The sequence below is a fragment of the Thermaerobacter nagasakiensis genome, assembly GCF_055396825.1.
In genome coordinates this window covers 2,330,625-2,353,227 of record NZ_AP043740.1, presented here as the reverse complement: position 1 = coordinate 2,353,227, position 22,603 = coordinate 2,330,625, and the positions used below count along the sequence as shown (strand labels likewise).

12 protein-coding genes are annotated in these 22,603 nt (G+C 73.1%); 9 read left to right on the top strand and 3 right to left on the bottom strand.

The window, feature by feature from the left end; all coding sequences use genetic code 11:
• Positions 1-274: 274 nt before the first annotated feature.
• The 7 genes from ACZ5T9_RS10010 (at position 275) to ACZ5T9_RS09980 (ending at position 16,171) form a co-directional block, all read left to right on the top strand.
• Positions 275-1,741: a hemolysin family protein gene (locus tag ACZ5T9_RS10010; RefSeq protein WP_464832907.1), complete on the top strand. Its 1,467-nt coding sequence runs from the start codon at positions 275-277 to the stop codon at positions 1,739-1,741.
• Positions 1,742-1,849: 108 nt separating this feature from the next.
• Entirely contained in the window at positions 1,850-2,464 is a 615-nt protein-coding gene (locus tag ACZ5T9_RS10005; protein ID WP_464832906.1) for a glycerol-3-phosphate acyltransferase, read from the top strand.
• Between the two features lie 262 nt (positions 2,465-2,726).
• On the top strand, positions 2,727-3,866 hold the full coding sequence (locus tag ACZ5T9_RS10000) for a metallophosphoesterase family protein (RefSeq protein ID WP_464832905.1): 1,140 nt from the start codon (positions 2,727-2,729) through the stop codon (positions 3,864-3,866).
• Positions 3,863-7,588: an AAA family ATPase gene (locus ACZ5T9_RS09995; protein ID WP_464832904.1), complete on the top strand. Its 3,726-nt coding sequence runs from the start codon at positions 3,863-3,865 to the stop codon at positions 7,586-7,588. The genes ACZ5T9_RS10000 and ACZ5T9_RS09995 overlap by 4 nt, the downstream gene beginning before the upstream one ends.
• Positions 7,585-11,238, top strand: a complete 3,654-nt coding sequence (locus tag ACZ5T9_RS09990; protein WP_464832902.1) for a PD-(D/E)XK nuclease family protein — start codon at positions 7,585-7,587, stop codon at positions 11,236-11,238. Before ACZ5T9_RS09995 ends, ACZ5T9_RS09990 begins: the two co-directional genes overlap by 4 nt.
• On the top strand, positions 11,235-15,701 hold the full coding sequence (locus ACZ5T9_RS09985) for a UvrD-helicase domain-containing protein (RefSeq protein WP_464832901.1): 4,467 nt from the start codon (positions 11,235-11,237) through the stop codon (positions 15,699-15,701). The genes ACZ5T9_RS09990 and ACZ5T9_RS09985 overlap by 4 nt, the downstream gene beginning before the upstream one ends.
• A 119-nt stretch (positions 15,702-15,820) precedes the next feature.
• Positions 15,821-16,171: a hypothetical protein gene (locus ACZ5T9_RS09980; RefSeq protein ID WP_464832899.1), complete on the top strand. Its 351-nt coding sequence runs from the start codon at positions 15,821-15,823 to the stop codon at positions 16,169-16,171.
• Positions 16,172-16,404: 233 nt separating this feature from the next.
• Here the strand turns inward: ACZ5T9_RS09980 and ACZ5T9_RS09975 are convergent, their stop codons facing one another.
• Positions 16,405-18,030: a hypothetical protein gene (locus tag ACZ5T9_RS09975; protein ID WP_464832898.1), complete on the bottom strand. Its 1,626-nt coding sequence runs from the start codon at positions 18,028-18,030 to the stop codon at positions 16,405-16,407.
• A 675-nt stretch (positions 18,031-18,705) separates the two neighbouring features.
• On the opposite strand from ACZ5T9_RS09975, the gene ACZ5T9_RS09970 reads away from it, so the two are divergent.
• Together ACZ5T9_RS09970 and ACZ5T9_RS09965 are read left to right on the top strand one after the other, a co-directional pair.
• On the top strand, positions 18,706-19,428 hold the full coding sequence (locus ACZ5T9_RS09970; RefSeq protein WP_464832897.1) for an SDR family oxidoreductase: 723 nt from the start codon (positions 18,706-18,708) through the stop codon (positions 19,426-19,428).
• Positions 19,429-19,471: 43 nt separating this feature from the next.
• Positions 19,472-20,662, top strand: a complete 1,191-nt coding sequence (locus ACZ5T9_RS09965; protein ID WP_464832896.1) for an NAD(P)-binding domain-containing protein — start codon at positions 19,472-19,474, stop codon at positions 20,660-20,662.
• Positions 20,663-20,674: 12 nt separating this feature from the next.
• On the opposite strand, the gene ACZ5T9_RS09960 is transcribed toward ACZ5T9_RS09965, so the two are convergent.
• Together ACZ5T9_RS09960 and ACZ5T9_RS09955 are read right to left on the bottom strand one after the other, a co-directional pair.
• Positions 20,675-21,022, bottom strand: coding sequence for an ASCH domain-containing protein (locus ACZ5T9_RS09960; RefSeq protein ID WP_006904018.1), 348 nt, complete (start codon positions 21,020-21,022; stop codon positions 20,675-20,677).
• Positions 21,023-21,588: 566 nt separating this feature from the next.
• Positions 21,589-21,834 carry an alpha/beta-type small acid-soluble spore protein gene (locus ACZ5T9_RS09955; protein WP_006904017.1) on the bottom strand — a complete coding sequence of 82 codons (246 nt, stop codon included), beginning with the start codon at positions 21,832-21,834 and terminating at the stop codon, positions 21,589-21,591.
• Positions 21,835-22,603: the final 769 nt, after the last annotated feature.

Below are 22,603 nucleotides of genomic sequence, written 5' to 3'. Positions count from 1 at the left end.
CGGGCCCCCCGGCCCGAGGCACCTTCCCGTCCTCGGGTACCTGCAGCCGGGTCCTCCGCCTGAGGAGCCCTCTTGGCCTGGACCCCGCCCCCACCTGGGCCCCTTACCTGCGACACCGGCCGGCAGGATATATTCGCAGTAGAATGACCTTTCACCAGCGGGCGGTTCGCCGGGGGACCGCGGGACCCTGGTGGCCGGGGATCACCGGCCCCCCTCACGGTCCCAGGCAGGTGGGCGTCCCGACCGCCCCGCGGGAAGAAGGAGGCAGGCGCCCTTGGCGGAGATCCTGCCGGAGCTGCTGTGGATCGCCGTCCTGGTGCTGGTCAACGCCTTCTTCGCCGCCAGCGAGATCGCGGTGATCGCCGCCCGGGATGCGCGCATCCACCAGCTGGCGGAGGAGGGGCACCGGGGCGCCCGGGTCGCCCAGCGCCTGATGGCCGACCCCAGCCGGTTCCTGGCCACCATCCAGGTCGGCATCACCCTGGCCGGGTTCCTGGCCAGCGCCTCGGCGGCCGTCACCCTGGCCCAGCCTGTGGCCGCCTGGCTGCGGACCCTGGGACTGGCGCCGGGGGTCGCCACTTCCGTGGCGGTCACCCTGGTCACCGTGGTGATCTCCTACGTCACCCTGGTGCTGGGCGAGCTGGCGCCCAAGCGGCTGGCGTTGCAGAACCCGGAGGGCCTGGCCCTGAGGGTGGCCCGGCCCATCGCCATGCTTGCCCGGCTGGCGGCGCCCTTCACGGCGCTGCTGGCCCGTTCGACGAACCTGGTGGTGCGGGCCCTGGGGGGCCGTGCCGACGTGCAGGAGCGGGGGCTGACGGAGGAGGAGATCCGCTTCTACGTGGCCGAGCACCAGGACCTGCGGTCGGAGGAGAAGCAGCTGATCGAAGGCGTGTTCGACTTCGGCGACCGCATCGTCCGCCAGGTCATGGTGCCCCGGCCCGAGATGCACACGCTGCCGCGGCACCTGCCCCTTTCCCAGGCGGTGGAACGGGCCCTGAGGGCGGGGTTCGAGCATTACCCGGTGACGGGGGAAGGGCCCGACGACATCGTCGGTCAGGTGAGCACCCACGACCTCCTGCGGGCCATGGTGGAAGGGGATGGCCCTGACACCGTGGAAGGCTTGCTGCAACCGGTCCGCTTCGTCCCGGAGACCAAACCGGCCCTGGATCTGCTCAAGGAAATGAAGCGGGACCGGTTTCGGCTGGCCGTGGTGGTCGACGAGTACGGCGGGGTGGCGGGACTCGTCACCCTGGACGACCTGCTGGACGAGATCGTGGGCGAGATGGCCGGCGGGTTGCCGGGCAGCCGGCAGGTGACGGCCAGCGAATGGGTGCTGGAAGGGGACACGTCCATCGAAGACGCCAACGAGCGCCTGGATCTGGACATCCCGGCCAGCCCCCACTACGAGACGGTGGCCGGGTTCCTCCTGTACAACCTGGGCCGGCTGCCCGAACCCGGGGAGGGATTCGAGCACCGGGGCTGGTACCTGTCGGTGGAACGCCGCGAAGGCCTGCGCATCGCCGCCGTGCGGGTGCGGAAGCTGGCGGGGCCCTTGCCGGCTTCCGGGGGGCCCGCGGCCGCGTCCGGAACGGGAGGTGCTGGAGAGGCCGCTCCGGTCCCAGGGAGCGGCGAGGGGGCCGGGACGGGATCCGGGGGTGCCGGTGACGGGGGGCCGGGCGCCGGCGGGCCGTTCGGCTGGCAGACCACGGGGCCGGCCGCACCGGGCCCGGCGGACCATTGAGGGCAAGGGACCTGCCACCGGAGGAGGGGTTCCCGGGCGAAGGGGTTCCCGGAGGAGCAGGCGAGGCGGCCGGTGGCGGAGGGGAAGGGGAAGGGGAAGGGGAGAGGCATGGGCCGGGGGTTCGCCATGGCCTGGCCGGCCGAACCGGCCGTGCCGGCGTGGATCTGGGTCGTCCCCCTGCTGGGGTATCTCCTGGGCGGGGTGCTGCCCGCGGAGTACCTGGTGCGGTGTCGCCGGGGCGCCTCGCCTCGGGAACTGGGGGACGAACCCGGCACCGCGGGCACCTGGCGCCAGGCCGGCCCGGCAGCGGGGCTGGCGGTATTCGCCTTCGATTTCGCCAAGGGGTTGCTGCCCGTGGCGCTGGTCGACCACCTGGCCGGGGAGGGATGGTGGCTGGTGGCTGCGGCGGCGGCTCCGGTGGCCGGCCACAACTGGCCGCTGCAGCGGTGCCTGCGGCCGGGGGGCCGGGGCCTGGCCAGTGCCATCGGCGCCACCGTGTACCTGGCACCCGGCGCCCTGATCCCCGCCCTGCTGGCCGGCTGCGTGGTGGCCTTGTGGCGCCGGCGGACGCCGTGGGTCGGCATCGTCGGCTTTCCCCTGGGCCTGGCGTTCATGCTGGCCGGCCGGTTGCCAGGGTGGAGGGTGCTGGCCGCGGTGGCGGCCATGGTGACCGTGGGGCTGCGCTACCGGCAATGGACCCGGCAACGGGGCCGCTGGATCTAGCCGGAGGGAGCCAGGTGCCGCTTCCTGGGAGGCGCCCAGGCTGTGGTTCCGCAACCGGCCGGCGACGGCTTGAGAAGGGCGGCAGTGGGACCGGCGGCGCCGCCTTGGTCACATCGGGGCTTGACCACGGAACACGTGTTCTGTAACCTATATCCAGTTGATCGATCTACGGGCCGGCGCTCATGACACCGCCGGCCGGCCTCGTGCGCGCACGGCCGGTGGGAACCTGAGACCTGCGTTTGCCCGCTGGGGGGGACAAGCCTTGTTTCGCATCCTGCACCTGGCGGATCTCCACCTGGGATGGGAACCGCGTTTCATGGCGCCGGACCGGGCCGCCGAGCGCCGGCGCCGCCGGGATCGGCTGCTGGCCCGGGCGGTGGATTACGCCCTTGAGACCAGCCATCAAGTGGGTCTGGTGCTCATCGCCGGGGACCTGTTCGAAACCCACCGGCCGCCGGAGTCGCTGGTGCAGGAGGTCATCGGCCAGCTGCGGCGGCTGGAGGCCGCTGGGGTCCCCGTGGTGACCGTGCCCGGCAACCACGACGAGATCACCTACCATGACTCGGTGTACCGGCGCTTTGCCGCCGCCTGGCCGGGCGTGCTGGTCCAGAACCCCCTGCCGGAGCCCGTGGCGACCCTGGCCGTAGCCGGCTTTCCCGTCCACATCTACAGTCTTGCCTACACGGGCGGGGTCACACCGGCGGGAAGTCCCTTGACGGCTTTCCCTCGGCTGGACGAACCGGGCCTCCACGTGGCCGTGTTCCACGGCACCCTGGGGCACTGGGGCGGCGACCGCAGCCTGCCCCTGGACCGGGAGGCCCTGGCCCGGGCGGGGTACGACTTCGTGGCCCTCGGCCACATCCACCAGGCCCTCGAGGAACGCCTGGGACGGACCCCCGCGGTGTATGCCGGGGCTGTGGAGGGCAAGGGGTTTGACGACCCTGGGACGGGGGCCTTCACCCTGGTGGAGGTGGAGCCGGGGCGGGGAGTGGTGGCCGTCCGGCGGGAGCCGGTCCCGGTGCAGCCGGTGGAGACCCTGCGCATCGACGCCGGTACCTTCGGCAGTGCCGCCGAACTGGGTTCCTACCTGGCCAGCCTGGCCGCGCCCGACCGGATCCTGCGTCTCGAGTTGCATGGCACACCGGCCTTCGCCGTCGACGGGCCCGCGCTGCAGGCCGAACACGCCACCCGGTTCTTCCACCTGGAGATCCACGATGCCACCGAACCCGTCCGCTGGGACGACCTTCTGCAATGGTCCCGGGAACCGACCATCACCGGGCTGTTCGTGCGGCGTTTGCTGGATCAGCTGGAGGGCGAAACCGAACCCCGGCGGCGCCGGGTGGTGGAGCGGGCCTTGCGCCTGGGGGTCCAGGCGCTGATGCGGGAGGGACAGGCACGGTGAGCCAGGTCTTTGAGCTGCCGGCCGGAGCCGGTCCGGAAGGCCACCGGCCCCTGGAGCAAGGGTCCCCTGGGGAATCCGGCCCCGGTGGGCAGGGGGGGGACCCGGCGGCGGGCCGGGCGGAGGCTGCGGAGGTGCCCGGGGCGGGCCCCGGCAACGGGCATCCGGTTCGCTGGCACCGCCTGGTGCTGCGTGGCTTCGGACCCTTCCGCGACGAGGTGGAGTTCCGCTTCCCGGAGGGCCTGTCCCACTGGGTGGCGCCCAACGAATCGGGCAAGTCGACCCTTCTGGCAGGCCTGGTGGCGGTGCTCTTCGGGCTTCCGGGCTCCAACGACCCCACCCGGTACGGCCAGGCCCGCTACCGGCACTGGGCGGGAGCCCGCCGCTTCGAGGGCGAACTGGAGTTCACGGCCGCCGATGGCCACCGGTACCGCGTCGTACGGGATTTCGAGCGCCACCGGGTCCGCCTGCTGCACCTCGACGGCGGGCGGGCGGTCGAGGTATGGACTGGCACCCACAACCCGGCGGCCAGCCGGCCGGCCGAGGGGTACGAGCAGGCCCTGCGGCGGCTTTTGGGGGTAGCGTCCCGCCACGTGCTGCTCCAGGTCTACTGCCTGGAGCAGCCGCTGCCCGCACCGGAAGGCCAGGGGCAGCGCCCCGGCCTGGCCCAGGAAGTGCAGGAGATGCTGGCCGGCGCCGGGACCCGCTCGCCGTCGGCCGCTCTGACCTGGCTGCTCGAAAGCATCAAGGGGCTGACCCGGGCCACCCGGGACCTCGGCATCACGACCCACAACCAGCGGCAGGACCGGGCCATCGAACAGCTCGACGCCCAGATCCGCCAGCTGGAGGAGGCCATTCGCCGTGACCGGCTGGCGGCCGACGACCTGGAACAGGTGCGGCAGCAACTGGCGGAGCTGGAGCAGCGCCGCCAGGGGCTCCGGGACGAGCTGAACCGCTGCCGGCGACGCCAGGAGGCCTGGAGGGAGTGGCAGCGGCGGGTTGACCGCTACCGCAACCGCCTGGAGCGACGGTTGCAGATGGAACAGGCGGCTCAACAGGCCGGGCGGCTGCAGGCCGACATCGCCCTGCTGGAACGGGAGGAGAGCCGCCGCTGGCCCGGCTGGGATGCGTTGGACCGCGACGGGGACGGGAATCCCCTCTCGGGCCTGGATCGCCTCCAGGAGACGGAAAGGCAGTTGGCGGCCCTCCGGCAGCAGCAGCAGCAGGCCAGGGCCCGCCAGCGCCAGGCGGCGGCCCGCTCGCTGCTGGCGGCCTGGCATCGCCATCACTTCCTGACCCAGGTCGGCCAGGCAGTGGCCCGCCTTGCCGGCCGGGTACCCCGCCTGGCCGCGGCCCCGGCGGCCGACCTGGAGCGACTGCGGGACCTGCCCCGCCAGGAGGCGGAGCTGCAGCGCCAGATCGCGGTGTTCGAGGCGGAGGAGCGGGCACGGCGAGAGGCGCTGGACGCACTGGAGGCCGATGAGGCGGCCGTCGCCGATGCCTACGCCGACGTGCGGGGGTGGAACGCCGGCGTGGCCGCCGCAGCGCTGGAAATGCTCCAGCTGAAGGCGGAGGAGCAGCGCCGGCAGGCCGAGGCGGAGCGCCTGCAGGCGGAAGCGCGGCGGCGACGAGGCCTGGGGATTCGGGTTGGTCTTCTGGCGGCCGCCGTGACGGGAATGCTGGCGGCGGTGGCCGGTGCAAGGAGCAACCTCCCAGGCGGGGCCGTAGCGGCCGTGGCCGTGGTGGTGGCCCTGGCCGCCGGGGCTCTCGCCTGGCGGCTGGTGGCGGGTGGCCGGCCGCCTGCCAACCCGGCCGGTGAGGAAGCTTTTCGCCGCCGTCTCGAGGAGGTCGGCGCCCGGCTGGGCGTCTGGGCCGGCCTGCCGCCGGAAGAGCTGGCGAGGCTGGAGCGGCGCTACCGGGAATGGGAGGCCCGGCGCGAAGAGCTGGCCAGGCGCCGCGCCCAGCTGGCGATGCGCCAGCCCGGCGAGGTGAGCCGGCAGCTGGAAGAAGCTCGGGCCCGCCTGGATGCCATGCACCGGTGGGCAACCCCCTTCCTGGCAGGTCGCCCCTTGGCCGATCTACCCCGGGTGCTGGCCTGGTGGGAGGCGGTGAGCCGGCTGGGCCGCCAGGCGGAAGGCGAGGCCCGGACCCTGGCCGGCCGGTTGTGGGGCCGGGAGGGGGGGCCGGGTGGCCCGGACGGCGTTGGAACCGGGCCGGCTGGTTCAGGCAGGCCGGGAGCGTGGTGGCGGCTGGCGGCCACGGTTGCCGCCCCCGGCGGCGGCGAGGCGGCGGGCCAGGTGGCGGCCGGGCTGGCCGCGCCCCTCCCGCCCGGTCGCCCGGCGGCCGCCACGGTCCAGGCGGGAAGCGGCCCGGCCGGGTCCGCGGAGGGGGCCGGGACCGGGCCCGAAGCCGGCCCTGGTACGGGAGCCGGGGCGGAGCCGGTTCCTCCCGAGAGCGCCCGGATCCTGGTGGAATGGCTCACTGGCTGGGACCCCCTGTTCTGGGAGGAGCCGGCCCTGGAGGCTGCCCGCTGGCGCCGCATCAATGAGCGGATGGCGGAATGGCTGGCCGTTCTCGAGGCCAGCTGGGATGCCGGGGAAGGGCCCGATCCTGCGGCCGTGCCAGCCTGGCCGCCCGCCGTGGTGGAGCAACTGGAGCGACTGGAGTCCGAGGGCGAGCAGGAGGCGCTGGCGGCCGGGGGCAGGGCGGAGCGCCTGGGCCAGGACCTGGAGGCGGTCGAGGCGGAGGTCGGCCGCCTGCGACAGCAGTGGCGCGTTCTCCTGGAGCCTGCGGGCGGGGATCCCGGGCGGGCCCGGGAGGAGTGGCTGGAGTATACGCGCCACCGGAGCCGGCGGCGGGAGAGGGAAAAGGAGCTGGAAGGGCTTCTCTCCGCCTGGGAGGTGCCCAATGAAGAGGCCCTCCGGGTGCGGGCGGCCGAGGAGCGGGATGCCGCCCTCCTCGATCTGAAGGCCATCGAGGAGCTGGCGCGGCAGGATCCCGACCTGGAACTGAAGGACCTTGACCCGGACCGGGCCAGGGAGGCCCTGGCCCGGCTGGCGGCCGAAGAAGCCAGGCTGGAGGCGGCGCTGGAAGCGGCGGACGGCACGTACCGCGACCTGGCCTCCAGGGAGCAGTCTTACCTGCGGGACGAGCCCATCAACATCGCCCAGGCGGAACTTGAGCTGGCGGAACTGCGCCGGCAGCGGGAAGCCCTTCAGGACGAGCTGGATGCCCTGGTACTTGCCTATCGCCACCTGGAGGCCGCGGTGGAGGCGTATCACGGGGCCTACCGCCAGCGGCTTGAGGATGCAGCGAGCCGCTACTTCAGCCGGCTGACCGGCCGGCCGGGCCGCCGGGTGGTCCTCGACGGGGGATTCCGGGTCTCCGTCCAGGAACCCGACGGTACACCGGTGGTGCCCGAGCAGCTCAGCCAGGGAGCCCGCGACCAGCTCTACTGGTCCTTGAGGGTGGCCGTTGCCGATCTGCTCGCGGGCGACGTGAACATTCCCTTCATCCTGGACGACCCCTTCGTCCACTGGGACGACGGGCGCCTCGGTGAAGCCCGCGGGATCATGGACGCTCTCGCTGCGGACCGCCAGGTGATCCTGCTCTCCCACCGCCAGATCCTGGCCACCTGGGGCAAGGCCGTCGAGGTCCGCGGCGGGGCGATGGGACGGGACGGCGGGGTCGACACCGCAACAGGCAGGGGAGGGTCGGGCCAGTGAGCCTGCGGCTGGTCCTGGGCCGGGCGGGGTCCGGGAAGACCCACTACTGCCTGGAAGCGGTGGCTGCAGCCGAAGGCGGGCATGTTTCCGGACCCGCCCTTGTGCTGCTGGTGCCCGAACAGGCCACCTTTCAGATGGAGCAGGCCCTGCTGGCCGCGGTGCGTCACCGGACAGGACGCGCCGGCTTCGCACGGGCGCGGGTCGCCAGCTTCCAGCGCCTGGCCTGGTGGGTTCAGCAGGAGACGGGCGGTGCCACACGCCCGGCCGTCAGCGAGCTGGGCAAGCGCTTGATCCTGCGGGCCCTTCTCTCCCGCGAGGCGCACCGCCTGCAGTTGTTTCACCGGGTAGCCGACCGTCCGGGCTTCATCGACCGCATGGTCACCACCCTGGCCGAACTGGCCGCCTTCGGTATCGACGCCGAAGCGCTGCGCCGGCAACGGGAAGCCTGGCTGGCGGAGGGCCGGGAGGGCCTGCTGGCCGTGAAGCTGCACGACCTGGCTCTCCTGTTGGAGGCGTATCAGGGCTACCTGGAGGACAAGGGGCTGGCCGATCCCGTCCATGCCTTGGACAGCGTGGCCCGGCGACTTGGCGACTGCACCTGGTTGCGGGGGGCCCGGATTTGGGTCGACGGGTTCACGGGCTTCACACCGGGTGAGCTGCGGGTCCTGGGGGCCTTGCTCGCGGTCGCGGACCGGGTCGAGGTGACCCTTTGCCTGGACCCGGCAGAGGCAGCGTGGGCGGTCAGGGGGCAGCCGCCGGGGGGACCCGGTGCGGGCGCGACGCCGCATGGAAGCCATGACCCGGATGCGGCGACCCTGTTCCACCCCACCTGGCAGACGGCCCGCCAGCTGCTAGAACTGGCGCGCCGCCAGCGGGTGACCGTCGAGCCGGCCGTGACGTTGCCGCCGGAGGGCGCGGGCCAGAGGCTGCCCCGCTTTCGCAACCCGGCCCTGGCCCACCTGGAGCGGGAACTCTTCCGGTTCCCGGGACGCCGTTTTACCGGTGCACCGGATGGGATCACGGTGGTGGCGGCGCCGGACCGGCGGTCCGAGGTGGCGGCGGCGGCCCGGGAGATGCTGCGCCTGGCCCGGGAAGAGGGGTACCGGTTCCGGGACATGGTGGTCATCGTCCGGGACCTGGACGCTTACCACGATCTGATCAGTGCGGCTTGCGCCGAGCACGGCATACCCCTTTTCATCGATCGCCGGCGGCCGGTCGGCCATCATCCCCTGGTCGAACTGGTCCGGGCGGCGGTGGAGGTCGTGGCCGCGGACTGGCCCTACGAGGCGGTGTTCCGCTACCTCAAGACGGACCTGGTTCCCGTGGCCCGGGGTGCGGTGGACCGCCTGGAGAACTACGTCCTGGCCTTCGGGATTCGCGGTTCGCTCTGGTACCGCGGCCAGCCGTGGCGCTGGCGCCGCCGCTTCGCCCTGGACGAGGAGGAGGCGGACGATCCGGCCTGGCAGGCGGAACTCGAGGCGATCAACCGGATCCGGGAAGAGGCCACCGCGGCCCTGCGCAACTTCCACCACCGCGTCGCCGCGGCCCGGCGCCAGCCCGTGCCGGTGAAGACCCTGGCGGAGGCGGTTCACCAGCTGCTGCTGGACCTGGACGTGCCCGGCCAGATCCTGCGCTGGAGCGAGGAGGCGGAACGAGCAGGTGATCTGGAGGCCGCCCAGGAGCACCTGCAGGTCTGGAACGGGATCGGCGACCTGCTGGAGCAGGCGGCCACCAGCCTTCCCGATCTCCCCCTGACCCTGGCGGACTTTCTGCGCGTCCTGGAGGCCGGCATGGAGGGGTTACGGGTGGGCTTGATCCCTCCCGGCCTGGACCAGGTGGTGGCCGGCAGCGTGGAACGGTCGCGCCACCCCAGTGCCCGGGTCGCCTTCTTGCTGGGCGCCACCGACGACGCCTTTCCGCGGCGGATCGACGACGACGCCATCTTCACCGACGGGGAGAGGGAGGAGCTGGCCCAGGCCGGCCTGGAGCTCAATCCCCCGGGCCGCATCCGGGCCCTGCACGAGCAGTACCACGCCTACGTCGCCCTGACCCGGGCAAGGGACCGGCTCTGGGTCAGCTATCCCCTGGGTGACGAGGAGGGGCGGGCCATCACGCCGGCCTGGCTGACCCGCCGCCTGCGGGTGTTGTTCCCCGCCCTCGCGGTGACGCCGGCGGTAGTGGAGGGGCCCGAGGGTGTGGCCACGGCCTCCCAGGCCGTTGACCAGCTGGTGCGGATGCTGGGACGCCAAGCCGGTTCGCCCGCAGCCGGCGAGCCGGCCGCAGCGGGGTGGCGAATCCTCTACCAGTGGGCGGTGACCGAGCCGGAGGCCCGCCCTCGGGCTTTGCAGGCCCTCCAGTCCCTGGTCCATTCCAACCAGGTGGAACCGCTGGGCCAGGATCTGGCCCGCCAGCTCTATGCGCGGCCCCGGGGCCCGGAATGGGAGGTCCGGACCAGCGTCAGCCGCCTGGAGCGGCTGGCCGCCTGTCCCTTTCAGCACTTTGCCGCCCACGGCCTGGGGCTGAAGGAGCGGGAGATCAGCCGCCTGGACGCGCCGCAACTGGGCCGGATCTACCACGCCGCCCTGAGCCTGCTGGCGCGGCGGGTGTGGGAACGGGGTCTGGACTGGGCTGACCTGGATGAGGCGGCGCTGGAACAGCTGGTGGGAGAGGCAGTGGAAGCCCTCCGGCCCCGCCTGGCGGAAGAGCTGGCCACCAGCACCGCCTACCAGAAGCACCTGCTGGCCACCGCCCGGCGGATTCTGGTCAAGACGGCCTCGCGCCTGGCCCACCATGCGCGCCAGGGTCGCTTCCGGCCGGTGGCCGTGGAGGTGGATTTCGGGCCCGAGAGTCCCGTGCTGCCGGCCGCGCCGTGGAGGGTAGGACCCGGCGAGCACCTGGCGCTGCGGGGCCGGATCGACCGGATCGACGCGGCCTCCAGCCCGTCGGGGCGCTGGTTCCTCCGCGTCATCGATTACAAGAGCAGTTCCCGCGACCTGCCCCTGGACCGGGTCTACTACGGCCTGTCCCTGCAGCTGCCCTTGTACCTGCTGGTGGCCACCCGGGCCGGGCGGCGCCTGCTGAGCAACATGCCGGGCGGGTGCGGCCCCACCGCCGGTGGGCCGGCCTCCGACCCCGAGCCGGCGGGGCTGCTCTTCTTCCCCGTCCATGACCCGTACCTGGACGTCAAGGGCCCCCTCGACGCCGGGGAGATCGCCCGGCTCCGGGCCGTCAAGCAGTTGCGGCCCCAGGGGTGGGTGCTGGACGACGACGAGGTCATCGATGCCCTGGGGCCCCGGGATCAGCTCGATACCCTGGTGCCGGTCCGGTTCCGCAAGGACGGGCGCCCCGATGCCCGTTCCCGGGTGCTGGGCCCCGAGCGGCTTGAGGCCCTCTTCCGGCACGTGGAGGGCCGGGTGCGGGCCATGGCCGGCGCGATGCTGGCGGGGCGGGCGGATGTGGCTCCCTACCGTCTCCGGGACGAATCGCCCTGCAGCACCTGCCGCTTCCGGGCCGTGTGCCAGTTCGACCCGAGGGTCCCCGGAAACCACTACCGGACCATCCGGCCCCTGAGCGCCCGGGACGTCTGGGAACGCCTCGAGGGGGCCGGCGGCACGGAGAGGGACGGCCGGGAAGGAGGGGAAGGTGGATGAGTCCGGCGGCCGGTCAGGCGGCTTCCCGCCGCCGCTGGACGGATGCCCAGCTGCAAGCCATCTCCCTGCGGGGACGGAACCTGCTGGTCAGCGCGGCGGCGGGTTCCGGCAAGACGTCCGTCCTGGTCGAGCGCATCCTTCGCCGGTTGCTGGACCCCGCCAGCCCGGTGGAGATCGACCGGTTGCTGGTGGTGACCTTCACCGAGGCGGCCGCCGCGGAGATGAAGGAGCGGATCCGGAACCGGCTCGAGCAAGCCCTGGCCGAACATCCCGACGACGCCCGGCTGAGGCGGCAACTGGCCTTGCTGGGGCGCGCCAGCATCTCCACCGTCCACTCCTTCTGCCTGCGGATCACGCGGCAGTACTTCTACCGCCTGGGGCTTGACCCCGCGACCCGGGTGGCCGGTGAGCACGAGGCCCAGCTGCTGCGCTTCGAGGTCCTGGACGAGGTGTTCGAGCGGAGGTATGCCCAGGCCGCTCCCGATTTCCTGGCGCTGGTCGAGGCGTACGGCGGCGGCCGCGGCGACGAGTCGGTGCGGAAGCTGGTCCTCGACCTGTACGATAGCGCCTATGCCCGGCCGTGGCCCGAGGCGTGGCTGGACGGGTTGGCCCGGATGTACCGGGACGGCGCCTCCGCCCTGGAGCAGAGCACCTGGTTTGCCGTGGCCCGGCAGGGGCTGGTGAGGGCCTTCCAGCGCCACGCCCGCCGCCTGGCGGGCCTGGCCGCCCAGTGCCGGCAGCCCGGCGGCCCGGCGGTGTGGGCCGAAACCCTGGAGGACGATGCCCGGCGCCTGGAGGCCCTGGCGCGGGAACTGGAGGGGGCCGGCTGGGAGGCGGCCGGTCGGCTGGTGGCCCAGGCGGCCGGGGACTGGCCGCGCTTGCCCCGCAACCCCCAATCCCAGGATCCGATGCATGCTCGCATCCAGAAGGGACGCAACCAGGTCAAGGACCAGGTCCGGGATCTGGCCCAGGGAATGTGGAGCCGCGCTCCCGCGGAGGTGGCCGCCGACCTGGCGCGGCTGCAGTCCTACGTCCGGACCCTGGTGGACCTGTGCCGGGATTTTGCCCGGTCCCTGCGGGCCGCCAAGCGCGACCGGGGTCTCATGGACTTCGCCGACATGGAGCACTATGCCCTCCAGGTCCTGGCGGATCCGGAGGCGCCCGCCGGCGTCCTCCGCCCGTCGCCCGTGGCCCGGGAGCTGCGCCGGTTCTTCCAGGAGGTCCTGGTGGACGAGTACCAGGACATCAACCCGCTGCAGGACGCCATCCTCCAGCTGGTGGCCGGTGATGGCGAGGAGGTTCCCTTCAACCTCTTCATGGTGGGGGACGTCAAGCAGAGCATTTACGCATTTCGCCAGGCCGAGCCGGCCATCTTCCTGGCCCGCTACCGGGCGTACCCGCCGGCGCCGGGGCCGGGCGATGCCGCCGGAGGCGGTGCCAGCGGAGGCGGAGCGGCCCCGGCCCGCGGTCCGGAAACGGCCGGCGGGGCGGCCGGGGTGGAACCGCCTGGCGCCGGGGACCCGGAAGCGGCCTCGGGCCGTGGCTGGCGCATCGACCTCAACGCCAATTTCCGCAGCCGGCCGGCGGTCCTGGCGGCGGTCAACGACCTCTTCCGCCGCATCATGGTGCCGGAACTGGGCGGCCTGGCCTACGACGAGGAAGCCCGGCTCAACCCCGGTGTCCCGTACCCGGACCTGCCTCCGGGGGCCTCCGGCGGGGAGGCGCCCGTTGAGGTCTACCTTCTCGAGCGGAAGCCCGAGGCCCTGGATGAGGACTGGCCGGACCGCCTCGAGGGAGGGGCCGGTTTCGACCCTGCCGGGTCCCTGTCGCCCGGCACCGCCGGCGCCAGGACCGGCGGCACCGGGACCCGCAGGGCCGACCCGGAGGAAACCCCGGCCGAGCCGCCGGCCGGGGACGAGGATGACGGCCTGAGCGTCGAGGAAGCGGCGGACCTGACGGCCCTGGAACGGGAAGCCCGGCTGGTGGCGTGGCGGATTCGGGAGCTGGTCGAAGGCACCGGCCGGCAGCCGCCGCTGCTCATCTGGGATCCCGAACAGAATGCCTATCGCCCGGTCCGGTATCGGGACGTGGTGGTCCTGTTGCGCAGTGCCCGCCTGCGGGCCTCGACTTTCGTCGAGGTGCTGGACCGGGAGGGTGTACCGGTCTATTCCCGCTCCCGCACGGGTTACCTGGTGGCTCCCGAGGTCGAAGTCATGCTGGCCCTGCTGCAGGTGCTGGACAACCCGCGGCAGGACATTGCCCTGGCGGCCGTCCTGCGCTCGCCGGTGGTGGGACTTGGCGCCCGTGATCTGGCCCGCATCCGCCTGGCTGGACCCGGCCTGTCCTTTTATGAAGCAGCTTGCCGGGTGGCCGGATGGGATCCCGAAGCCGAGGCTCCGGTGGGCGCGGCGGGGCAGGACATGGAGGGCCTCTCCCCGTCGCAGGACGCCGGCAGTGCAGCCCACGGCTGCAGTGCCGCTGGGGTCGACGCCGGTGCAAGCGCCACGGTCCGGGAGGCGGGCGGGGATGGGGAAGCGGCTCAGGACCCGCTGGCCGCCCGCCTGCGGCGGTTCCTGGCCGACCTTTCCCGGTGGCGATCGGCTGCCCGGCGGTACCCGCTCTCCCGGGTCATCCAGCAGCTGTACGACGAGACGGGCATCCTGGCCTACGTGTCGGGCCTGCCCGCAGGGGAGCAGCGGCGGGCCAACCTGGAGGCGCTGCGGGATCGGGCTCGCCAGTTCGACCAGTTCGCGCGGCAGGGCCTCTTCCGCTTCCTGCGGTTCATCGACCGGCTGCGGGAACGGGGGGACGACCTGGGTACCGCACCGGCCCTGGGCGAAAACGACGACGTGGTCCGCGTCATGACCATCCACCAGAGCAAGGGGCTGGAGTTCCCCGTGGTGGTCGTGGCGGACCTGGGCGTCGAGTTCCAGTTCGACCGCGGCCACGCCCTGATCCACCGGGACCTGGGGCTCGGCCTGAAAGTGGCCGACCCGGACCTGCGCATCCGCTACCCCAGCCTGGCCTATGAGGCGGTGCGGACCCAGCAGCGGCTGGACACCCTGGCGGAAGAACTCCGCATCCTCTATGTCGCCCTGACCCGGGCCCGGGAACGGCTCATCCTGGTGGGGTCCGCCCGGGACCTGCCCGCGTCGGCCGCACGGTGGTGGGCCGCTGCGGGCGGCGCACTGGCCGGTGGCGACCGGCCCCTGCCGGCGGAGGCGGTCGAAGGGGCTACCCGCTACCTGGACTGGCTGGGTCCGGCCCTGATCCCGCACCCCGATGCCGCGCCCCTGCGACAGCTGGCCATGGCCCCCAGCCCGCTCGAGCCGGCTGCCGGCAGCGAGGGGCAGGCCGGGGAGGGGTGGACCTCGCGCTGGCGCTGGACCGTCTGGCTGCGTCCACCGGCGACGCCCGGCGCGGCGGCGGGCCCCTCGGCGGTTCCCGGCCCCCAGGACCCGGAGTCGATTCACGCGGAGAGACCGGCGGACGGGCAACGGGACGAACCGGTGGCGCCGGCGCCACCGGGCACCGGGCAGAGGACCGGTGGCACCCCGGCCCCCGGCTGGCTGGAGCCGCTGGTCCGCGGGCAGCCCCTGCCCGCCGGCGCCGTCGACGGGCAAGCGGTCGAGGCCCTGCGCCGGCGGTTGCGCTGGCGGTATCCATACGCGCCTCTGGCCAACCGGTTCGCCAAGCGCTCGGTCAGCGAGCTGAAGGGGCAGGACGATCCGGAATGGCAGGCATATCCGCTCCCTGCCGACCTGCGGCGGGGCCTGCGCCAGCCCCGCTTCCATTGGAATGGAACGCCCCCGGGGGCGGAGCCCGCCCGGCCGGACGAACCGGCGACGGCTGCCGCGGTGACGGGGGCCGCCCGGGGCACCGCCACCCACCGGGTCCTGCAGCACCTCGACCTGGCCGGCCCGATGGACCTGCGGTCCATCGAACGGCAAATCGAGAGCCTGGTCGCCCGCCGGCTGCTGGCGCCGGCGGAAGCCGCTGCCGTCGACGTCGCAGCCCTGGCGCGGTTCTTTGCCGGCCCGCTGGGCCGGCGCCTCCTGCACCGTCCGGACCGGGTCTACCGCGAGTGGATGTTCACCCTGGGCGTGCCGGCGGTGGAGATGTACCCGGATCTGGTGCCGGCCCTGGAGGCGGCCGCGCAGGAGGCCGGTGTGCAGGAGGCGGGTGCAGAGAAGGCCGGCAGGATGTCCGCAAGGCCGGTCCCTGCGGGCGATCTGGTGGTGGTCCAGGGCATTGTGGACTGCTTTGTCGACGAGGAGGACGGCCTGCTCCTCCTGGACTTCAAGACCGACGAGCCACGGAAACGGTCCATCGAACAGCTGGCGGCCTTTTATGCCGGTCAGGTGCGCTTCTACCGGCGGGCGCTGGCGGAGATCACAGGCCGTCCCGTCAAGGAGGCTTACCTTTATTTCCTGGCCACGGGGGATGCTATGCCCGTCGGGTGAACGGCCTCCGGCGGGGACGGTTTGCGGCGGCCTCGGAGGGCGGCTGCGGTGGCGGTGCTGGCCGGCCGGGGCGGCAGCGACCGGCCGCCTGGGAGCCATACTAGGCCGGGGGTGAAACCATGCCCGCAGCGCCTCAGGAGCGGGAGTCGCCGCCGGCCGCACCGGCCCGTCCGGACCGTCGCCGGAACCATTCGCCAGACCGCCCCCAGGCCAGGGGGCAGGGGCAGGGAGGCCAGGGGATCGAGCAGGGGCAAGGCGGTCCCGTGGTCCCTGTGGACGGCGGCGTCCCGGGACCGCAATCGGCCGCTGCCGCCCGGCTGTGGGGAGCAACCTACGGGCCGGCGCCGGGCGGCCGCACGGGCGATGAAGCGACCCGCCAGTCCACGGAAGCCCTCCGCCGCGCCCACCGGATCGCCCGGGGACCCGGCAACCCGCGCCGGGAAGGACAAGATCGCCGGCCGGGTCCGTGATCTTGGGGATCCCGGGACGGACGGGGCCGCCGGAGGTGCCGGCGGCGGGCCTCGCCTGCCGGCAGCTCCACCGGGGACGCGCCCCGGGAGGGTCCCACGCACACAGACGGAACCGAAAACGGAAGCGCATGCTGCAACAGGTCGCTCTCCGGGCGGGCGTGGGCACCCGTAGCGTAGCGCGTGCTTCCTGCTTGGCTTGACGGGTGGCCGCATGGTGGTCGTGACACGTGGCTTCACGCGGGCGCGCCGTGTCGCAGGGGAGCAGGGGCGCGAGCCACCATGGCCGTGCCTGCGGCCAGGACGGCCCATTCGGCCCCATAAGCGGCAAGCAGGGCCACGGCGGCGATCACGGTGCCCGGCAGGGCCGGGGCCAGGAGCCGGACCAGGAACGCCGTGGCCGTCAGTACGCCCACGTTGGCCAGGGCGGCCAGGTGGATGAAAACGGTCCGCCGGGTGCGGACCAGCCGCCCGGCCTCGCAGGAGGCAAGAGCCACGACCAGGGGAACGGGGATCATCGCCAGGAGACCCCAGCGCGCCGCTGCGGCGACCTCCCCGGAAACGGCCACCACGCCGGCCAGATACGCCCCGGCCGCCGGCGTGGCGCTCAGCAGGGCCATGACCAGCGCCCCACCCAGCCCGGTCCGCCAGGCAAAGCCCCGGACGGCCCGCCACGCGCCGTCTTCGCCGTGGGCGATGGCCACCTGCTCCACGGTGCGCATGGGGAGCATGAAGAGCAGCACCGTGCTCCAGGTCACGGGCCAAGCGGCCAGGGCCACGGTGGCATCGGCGGCCCGGGCCAGGAGGCCGGTGAGCACGGGGCGGGCGGCGAAAGTCGTCACGCTGGTAAGGGCCAGGGGGATGTAAAAGCCCAACAGGCCTCGCCAGCTCAGCCCTCCGGCCTCGCCGGCCGGGTGGCCGCCTGCCCGGACGGCCTCTCCGGGGGCGGCGTCCTGTTCGCCCGTGTTCTCCGCTCCCGTACCCTCGTAGGCTTCCCTGACGCCGCCTGGCGGCCAGTGGCGCCGAAGCCAGCTCCGGGCGCAGGCATGCACGTATGCGGCCTCGGCGGTCACGGCCGCGGCCAGGCCAGAACACCCGGCCAGAGCGCCCGGCATGCCCAAGGAACCGCCGGCAGCCAGGACGGTCCCCAGGGTGGCCAGCCGGATCACGGTGCCCCGGCTGGCCACGGCGGTGTGGCCGTGGCGAATCAAAAGCCCCTGATGGAGCCGCCGCCAGGCGATGGCCGCCGTCCAGGGCAGCATCACCGTGAAGGCCGGTCGCACCAGGGCCAGCAGCTCGCCGTCCAAGCCCAGGGTCCGCCCAAAGTACAGGTCGAACAGGCCCGTGAAGGCCAGGGCCCCGTGGAGGAGCGTCAGGGCCCCTGCCAGCAGCAGGGTGAACCGGCGGAGCCGCCAGAGCGCCTGGGGATGGGTGGCGAGGGCATTGCCGGCATGAAGCAGCATGATCACCGGGCTTTCGATGAGCAGGCACGTGGCGATCACGGCGCCGTAGGCCGCCAGGGAGAGGTCCGGCGCGGCCAGGCGGGCGATGCCGGCGTTGACCGCCGTCTCGGAAGCGCCCATGAGCAGGTCGCTGGCAGCCAGGGGCAGGTAGAACCGCCAGAACCGGCGGAACCCGCCGGCCGGCTCATCCTGGCCTCCGCGGGCTGCCGCCGGCCGGCGGCCCGCAGCGGCTTGCTGGCCGCGGGGCCCGGTTCCTCCGGGACGGGTGCCCTGGGCGCTCCCGGTGTCTCCGGCGGCGGTGCGGCCGCCGGCGCTCGGACCTGCTGCCTCCTGGGGCAAGGGGAGCGTCACCGTTTCGTGCGGCTTGGAATGGGTTGCCGGCTCCTGCCCGTCCGTCACACCGCGTCGCCGTCCTTTGCCCGGGCCGCCGCTTCTCGGCCCGGATCGACTGCCTCGACCCGTTCCACTGCCCGGGATTGACGGCTCCAACATTAGCACCGCGATCCCTCCCGCCACAAGCCCGGGCGGCGGCGCAGGGATCCAGGGGGCCCCAGGCCGGCAGCAACCGGGGCCCTTGCGGCCCGCCTGATCCTTCCGTCCTGCGGTAAGATGGAACCGCACAGCCGTATGCTTGGGATCGCACATGGCCAGCAGGCCCGGGTCGCCGGGCGGTGGCAGGGTCCAGCCCCGGCCGGTGCACGCTGACGCCAGGCGCCTGGCGGGGCACGCCGGGGGTGCACCCTGGCCGGCTCGGCTTCACGCCACCCATCGACCGGAGCGGGGTGGCGGGCGCGGCTCGCCGGCCTGCGCGTCGCCGGCGCACGCTCGCCGGGGCGCGGTGGCGGGCGCGGCTTGCCGGCCCGCGCGTCGCCGGCGCACGCTCGCCGGGGCGCGGTGGCGGGCGCGCCTTGCCGGCCCGCGCGTCTCGCCGGCGCCCTCTGGCCGGCATCTTCTTGCTGGTAGCTGGCGGGGTGTGCGTTTCCCCTGCGGCCCGCGGCGGGACGCGGGCCGGGGCCCGCCACGGCAAAGGACGGAGGACCTTTTGCGGCATCTTTTACGGCGGGAGGGGCATCCATGCCAGGACGACTGCAGGACAAGGTGGCCATCGTGACAGGGGCCAGCCGAGGGATCGGGGAGGCCATCAGCCGCGGGTTTGTCGCCGAGGGGGCCAGGGTCGTGGGCGTCGCCCGGTCGGCCGGCGCCCTTGAGGCCCTTGCGCGGGATCTGGCGGCGGCCGGCGCCGGGGGCCGGTTCGTCCCGCGGGTGGCCGACGTCACCTCGGCGGCGGCCGCCCGGGAGGTGGTGCGGGAGACCCTGGAGCGCTGGGGCCGCATCGACATCCTGGTGAACAACGCCGGGGTGGGCCATTTCGCGCCGGTGGCCGAGCTGGACGAAGCGGCCTGGGACGAGATGATGGCCGTCAACCTCAAGGCGCCCTTCCTCTGGAGCCAGGCGGTGCTGCCCCATATGATGGAGCGGCGGGACGGTCACATCATCATGATCTCGTCGGTGGCCGGGACCACCACCTTCGTCAACGGCGCCGGGTACTGCGCGTCCAAGTGGGGCCTGATGGCGCTGGCCGATACGCTGCGCCAGGAGGTGCGTCCCTACGAGCTGCGGGTGACCGCCGTCTGCCCGGGTTCGGTGCAGACCCACTTCGGCGGCACGCCGCCCCGGGATTACTCCCTGCGCCCGGAGGACGTGGCCCACACCGTCCTGGAAGTGGCCGCGGCCCCGCGCCGGGTGGTCTACGGCACGGTGATCGTGCGGCCCCTGGTCCCGGCGGACCGCCAGTGACGACCCGGGCGGGGAGCCAACATCGAGGTAACATGGAGGTCACATGGTGAACACGGAGGAACCGGCGATCGGCAGCGGAAGCCCGGCACCGGCGGGAGCCCCCTATGATCTGGTGATCATCGGCGCCGGCCCCTGCGGGCTGGCCTGCGCGGCGGCGGCCCAGAAGGCGGGCCTGCGTTACCGCGTGCTGGAGAAGGGGGCCATCGTCAACTCCCTGGTCCACTTCCCGCTGCAGATGAACTTCTTCAGCACCAGCGACAACCTGGCCATTGCGGGCATTCCCTTCGTCACCGAGCGGGCGAATCCCACCCGCCGGGAGGCGCTGGACTACTACCGGGCGGTGGTCCAGCACCTGGGCCTGCAGGTCGACACCTTCACCGAGGTCGTCGACGCCCGGCGCGAGGCGGACGGCACGTTCCTGGTAACCGCCCGGCCCGCCCCTCGCCTGGTGGCCGCCTGGCCGCCTCTGGAGCCGGAGGCGTCGGGCTCCCTGGAGGCCGTGCAGGAGGGCGGGCCGGAGCCGGCGCCCGCCCAGGGCCGGGAGGGCGGCCAAAGCGGAGAGGGCCGCGGGGCCGCCCGGCGGGGAGGCCCCCTGTGGACCTTGCGGGCCCGGAACGTAGTGCTGGCCACGGGCTATTACGATCGCCCCAACCGCCTGGGCATCCCCGGGGAAGACCTGCCCCACGTCAGCCACTACTACCGCGAAGGCCACGCGTTTTACGGGCGGCGGGTGCTGGTGGTCGGCGGGCAGAACTCGGCCGTGGAGGCGGCGCTGGACCTGCACCGCTGCGGAGCCCAGGTGACCCTGGCCCACCGGGGGCCGGCCCTGTCCGAGCGCATCAAGCCCTGGGTGCTGCCGCCCTTCCGCAGCCTGGTGGACAAGGGGCGCATCACGGTGCTTTACAACACGGAGGTGCAGGCCATCGAGCCCGGCCGGGTGCGGGTGGCGGTGGCGGGCGAGCCGCGGCAGCTGGAAGCCGATTTCGTCTTCCTGCTGGTCGGCTACCGTCCCAACCACACCCTGGTGCACCGGCTGGGGATCCCGGTGGACCCGGCCACGGGCGAGCCCCGACACGACCCGGAGACCATGGCCACGCCTGTGCCCGGGGTCTACCTGGCCGGGGTGGTGGCCGCCGGCTACGACGCCAACAAGATCTTCATCGAGAACGGCCGCTGGCACGGGGAGCGGGTGGTCCGGCACATCCTGGCCCAGCGGCGCGGAGCAGCAGGTTGAAACTGAGAATGGTCATTCCAGGACACGGGAGAAGAAGACGGCGCTGACGGTTTCGTCCAGGGAGACCGGGCGGTCGTAGATCCGTTCCAGGAAGCCCGCCAGTTCCCCGGGGCTTTTCAGGTTGGGGTCTTCCGCCGCCAGCTCCGCCGCCGTCAGCTGCCCCAGGGGCTTGACCACCACCCGGTCGATCACCGCCGTGAAAAGCTTCTGGCGGGGTTCGAAGCGGTTGCCGTAGGTCACCCAGACCAGATCGCCTTCCCGGTACTTGTCGCGCTTGTCGCCCAGGCGGATGGTGCAGCGCTTTTCCGCCGCCAGCAGATTGGCCTGGTAGACCGTGGAGTAGAAATTCAGTGCCTTCAAGGCAAGCCCTCCCGTACTCATGCTCCGGCGCGGCTTCAGGCCGGCGGGGTGCGGCTCCGGGGCGGCGCACCCCGCCGGGGGCGCTACGGCGCGCACCCGGCACCCGGGCGGTACGGCCCGCTGCGGCGCGGCGCGCGCCAGGTCGGTCCGGCGCGCTCCAGGAGGTGCGGTTGCAGCGCCGTCCGGCGCGGCTCCGGTTCCCCGCGCCGCCCCCGGCGGGCCGTCGCCTGGCGCCGGCCCCGCCCGTAACCGCCCGCCCGTCGCCGCCCGCCCGAGCTCTTTGCCGCCGGATCGAGGTTTGATTACCCGCTATTCGTCCAGGCTTCCGGGTATTCCTTCCGAAAAGCGCAGCGTTGTACCAGGATTCAGCAGGTTTTCGGGCAGCGGGGGTGACGGCTCTCCGGCACCCGCGGCGGGCGGGCTTTCGGCAGGTGGGCAGGTCCGAGCGGGTCTGGATCGAGGGCGGGCGGCGGGGGGTGACGGGACCGGGGCAAACGAGGGGGCGCACCCGCCTGGGGTGCGCCCGTCCGGTTCTTGGCGTCGCTTGTGGCCTCGCGGGCGACGGCTTACTTCTTCGGGTCCGGCGGCAGCGCCTGGCCACTGGCCAGCGCCTGCTCGGCCAGGGCGATCATCCGCCGCACCATGTGGCCGCCGACGGCACCCGCCTGGCGGGCGGGAATATCACCCCAGTAGTCTTCGGAACCCTGGTGAACGGGCAAGCCCAGCTCGGCCGCAATCTCGTACTTCAGGTTGTCCAGGGCCGGGTGCGCTTCCTTGATCAGCAGCCGGTTGGTCTTCTGACCCAACGCCATGGGAATCACCTCGGTGGTCGAACTCGGCCCCGCACGCCCGCTGCTCCGGTACGTCCTGCGCGGCCGCCGCCACCGGCCAGCCCATGCCCGGTACCCCGGCCCGACGGTTCACCCGGCCGGGTTCGCCGGCCCGCTGTGCCGTCCTGCCGTACCGCCGGCCGGCTTTTGCCTGCCTGAACCCGGCTGGTTTTTGCCTTTCCGGTCGACCTCGTCGACCTCGCGTCGCGTCCCGCACCGGTCCTGGAAGCGGTTGCACCAGGCGCTCCACCCGCCCGGGACCGTCACTCCCGCCGGTCCGTACCCCGTGGAGAGGGCTGCCATGGCGGCACAGGCGCTCGTCCCGAGGCCGCACAGCGGGTACGCGGCAGGTGGCGTTCCCGATCATAATCTGCACGGCCGCAGGACCTTTCAGGCTTGCAGTTTCGGGGCGGAGAGTGAATCCCGGGGGGCGGTGTGAATACCCGGCGGCGCCGCCGGCCACCGGCATGGCTGGACGGCGAGTCGAAGCGCGCGCGCCGCGGCTGGCGGCCACCCGTCGCGCCGGCCGAGCCGCGCTCCTTCTCATTGCCATCACCCCGGGTGGCGCCGCAGCCGCACCTAAGGTGCAGGCCGCATGGCAGCGAGAAGCCGGCCAGTCAACGTTTCTAAACAATAAGAAAAATATCCTTTCATTCGTTCGAGATAATACGAACAACCTTTGTTGATTCGCATGCAACGATATGATATCCCGGAGTTGCAGGCCTCGCCGGGGCGGGAGCCGGAGTTCCCC

Bases quoted from the DNA above. Each gene is read 5' to 3' on its own strand.
- ACZ5T9_RS09970 (WP_464832897.1), top strand. From the start codon at position 18,706: ATGCCAGGACGACTGCAGGACAAGGTGGCCATCGTGACAGGGGCCAGC.
- ACZ5T9_RS09985 (WP_464832901.1), top strand. From the start codon at position 11,235: ATGAGTCCGGCGGCCGGTCAGGCGGCTTCCCGCCGCCGCTGGACGGAT.
- ACZ5T9_RS09980 (WP_464832899.1), top strand. From the start codon at position 15,821: ATGCCCGCAGCGCCTCAGGAGCGGGAGTCGCCGCCGGCCGCACCGGCC.
- ACZ5T9_RS09955 (WP_006904017.1), bottom strand. From the start codon at position 21,834: ATGGCGTTGGGTCAGAAGACCAACCGGCTGCTGATCAAGGAAGCGCAC.
- ACZ5T9_RS09965 (WP_464832896.1), top strand. From the start codon at position 19,472: ATGGTGAACACGGAGGAACCGGCGATCGGCAGCGGAAGCCCGGCACCG.
- ACZ5T9_RS10005 (WP_464832906.1), top strand. From the start codon at position 1,850: ATGGGCCGGGGGTTCGCCATGGCCTGGCCGGCCGAACCGGCCGTGCCG.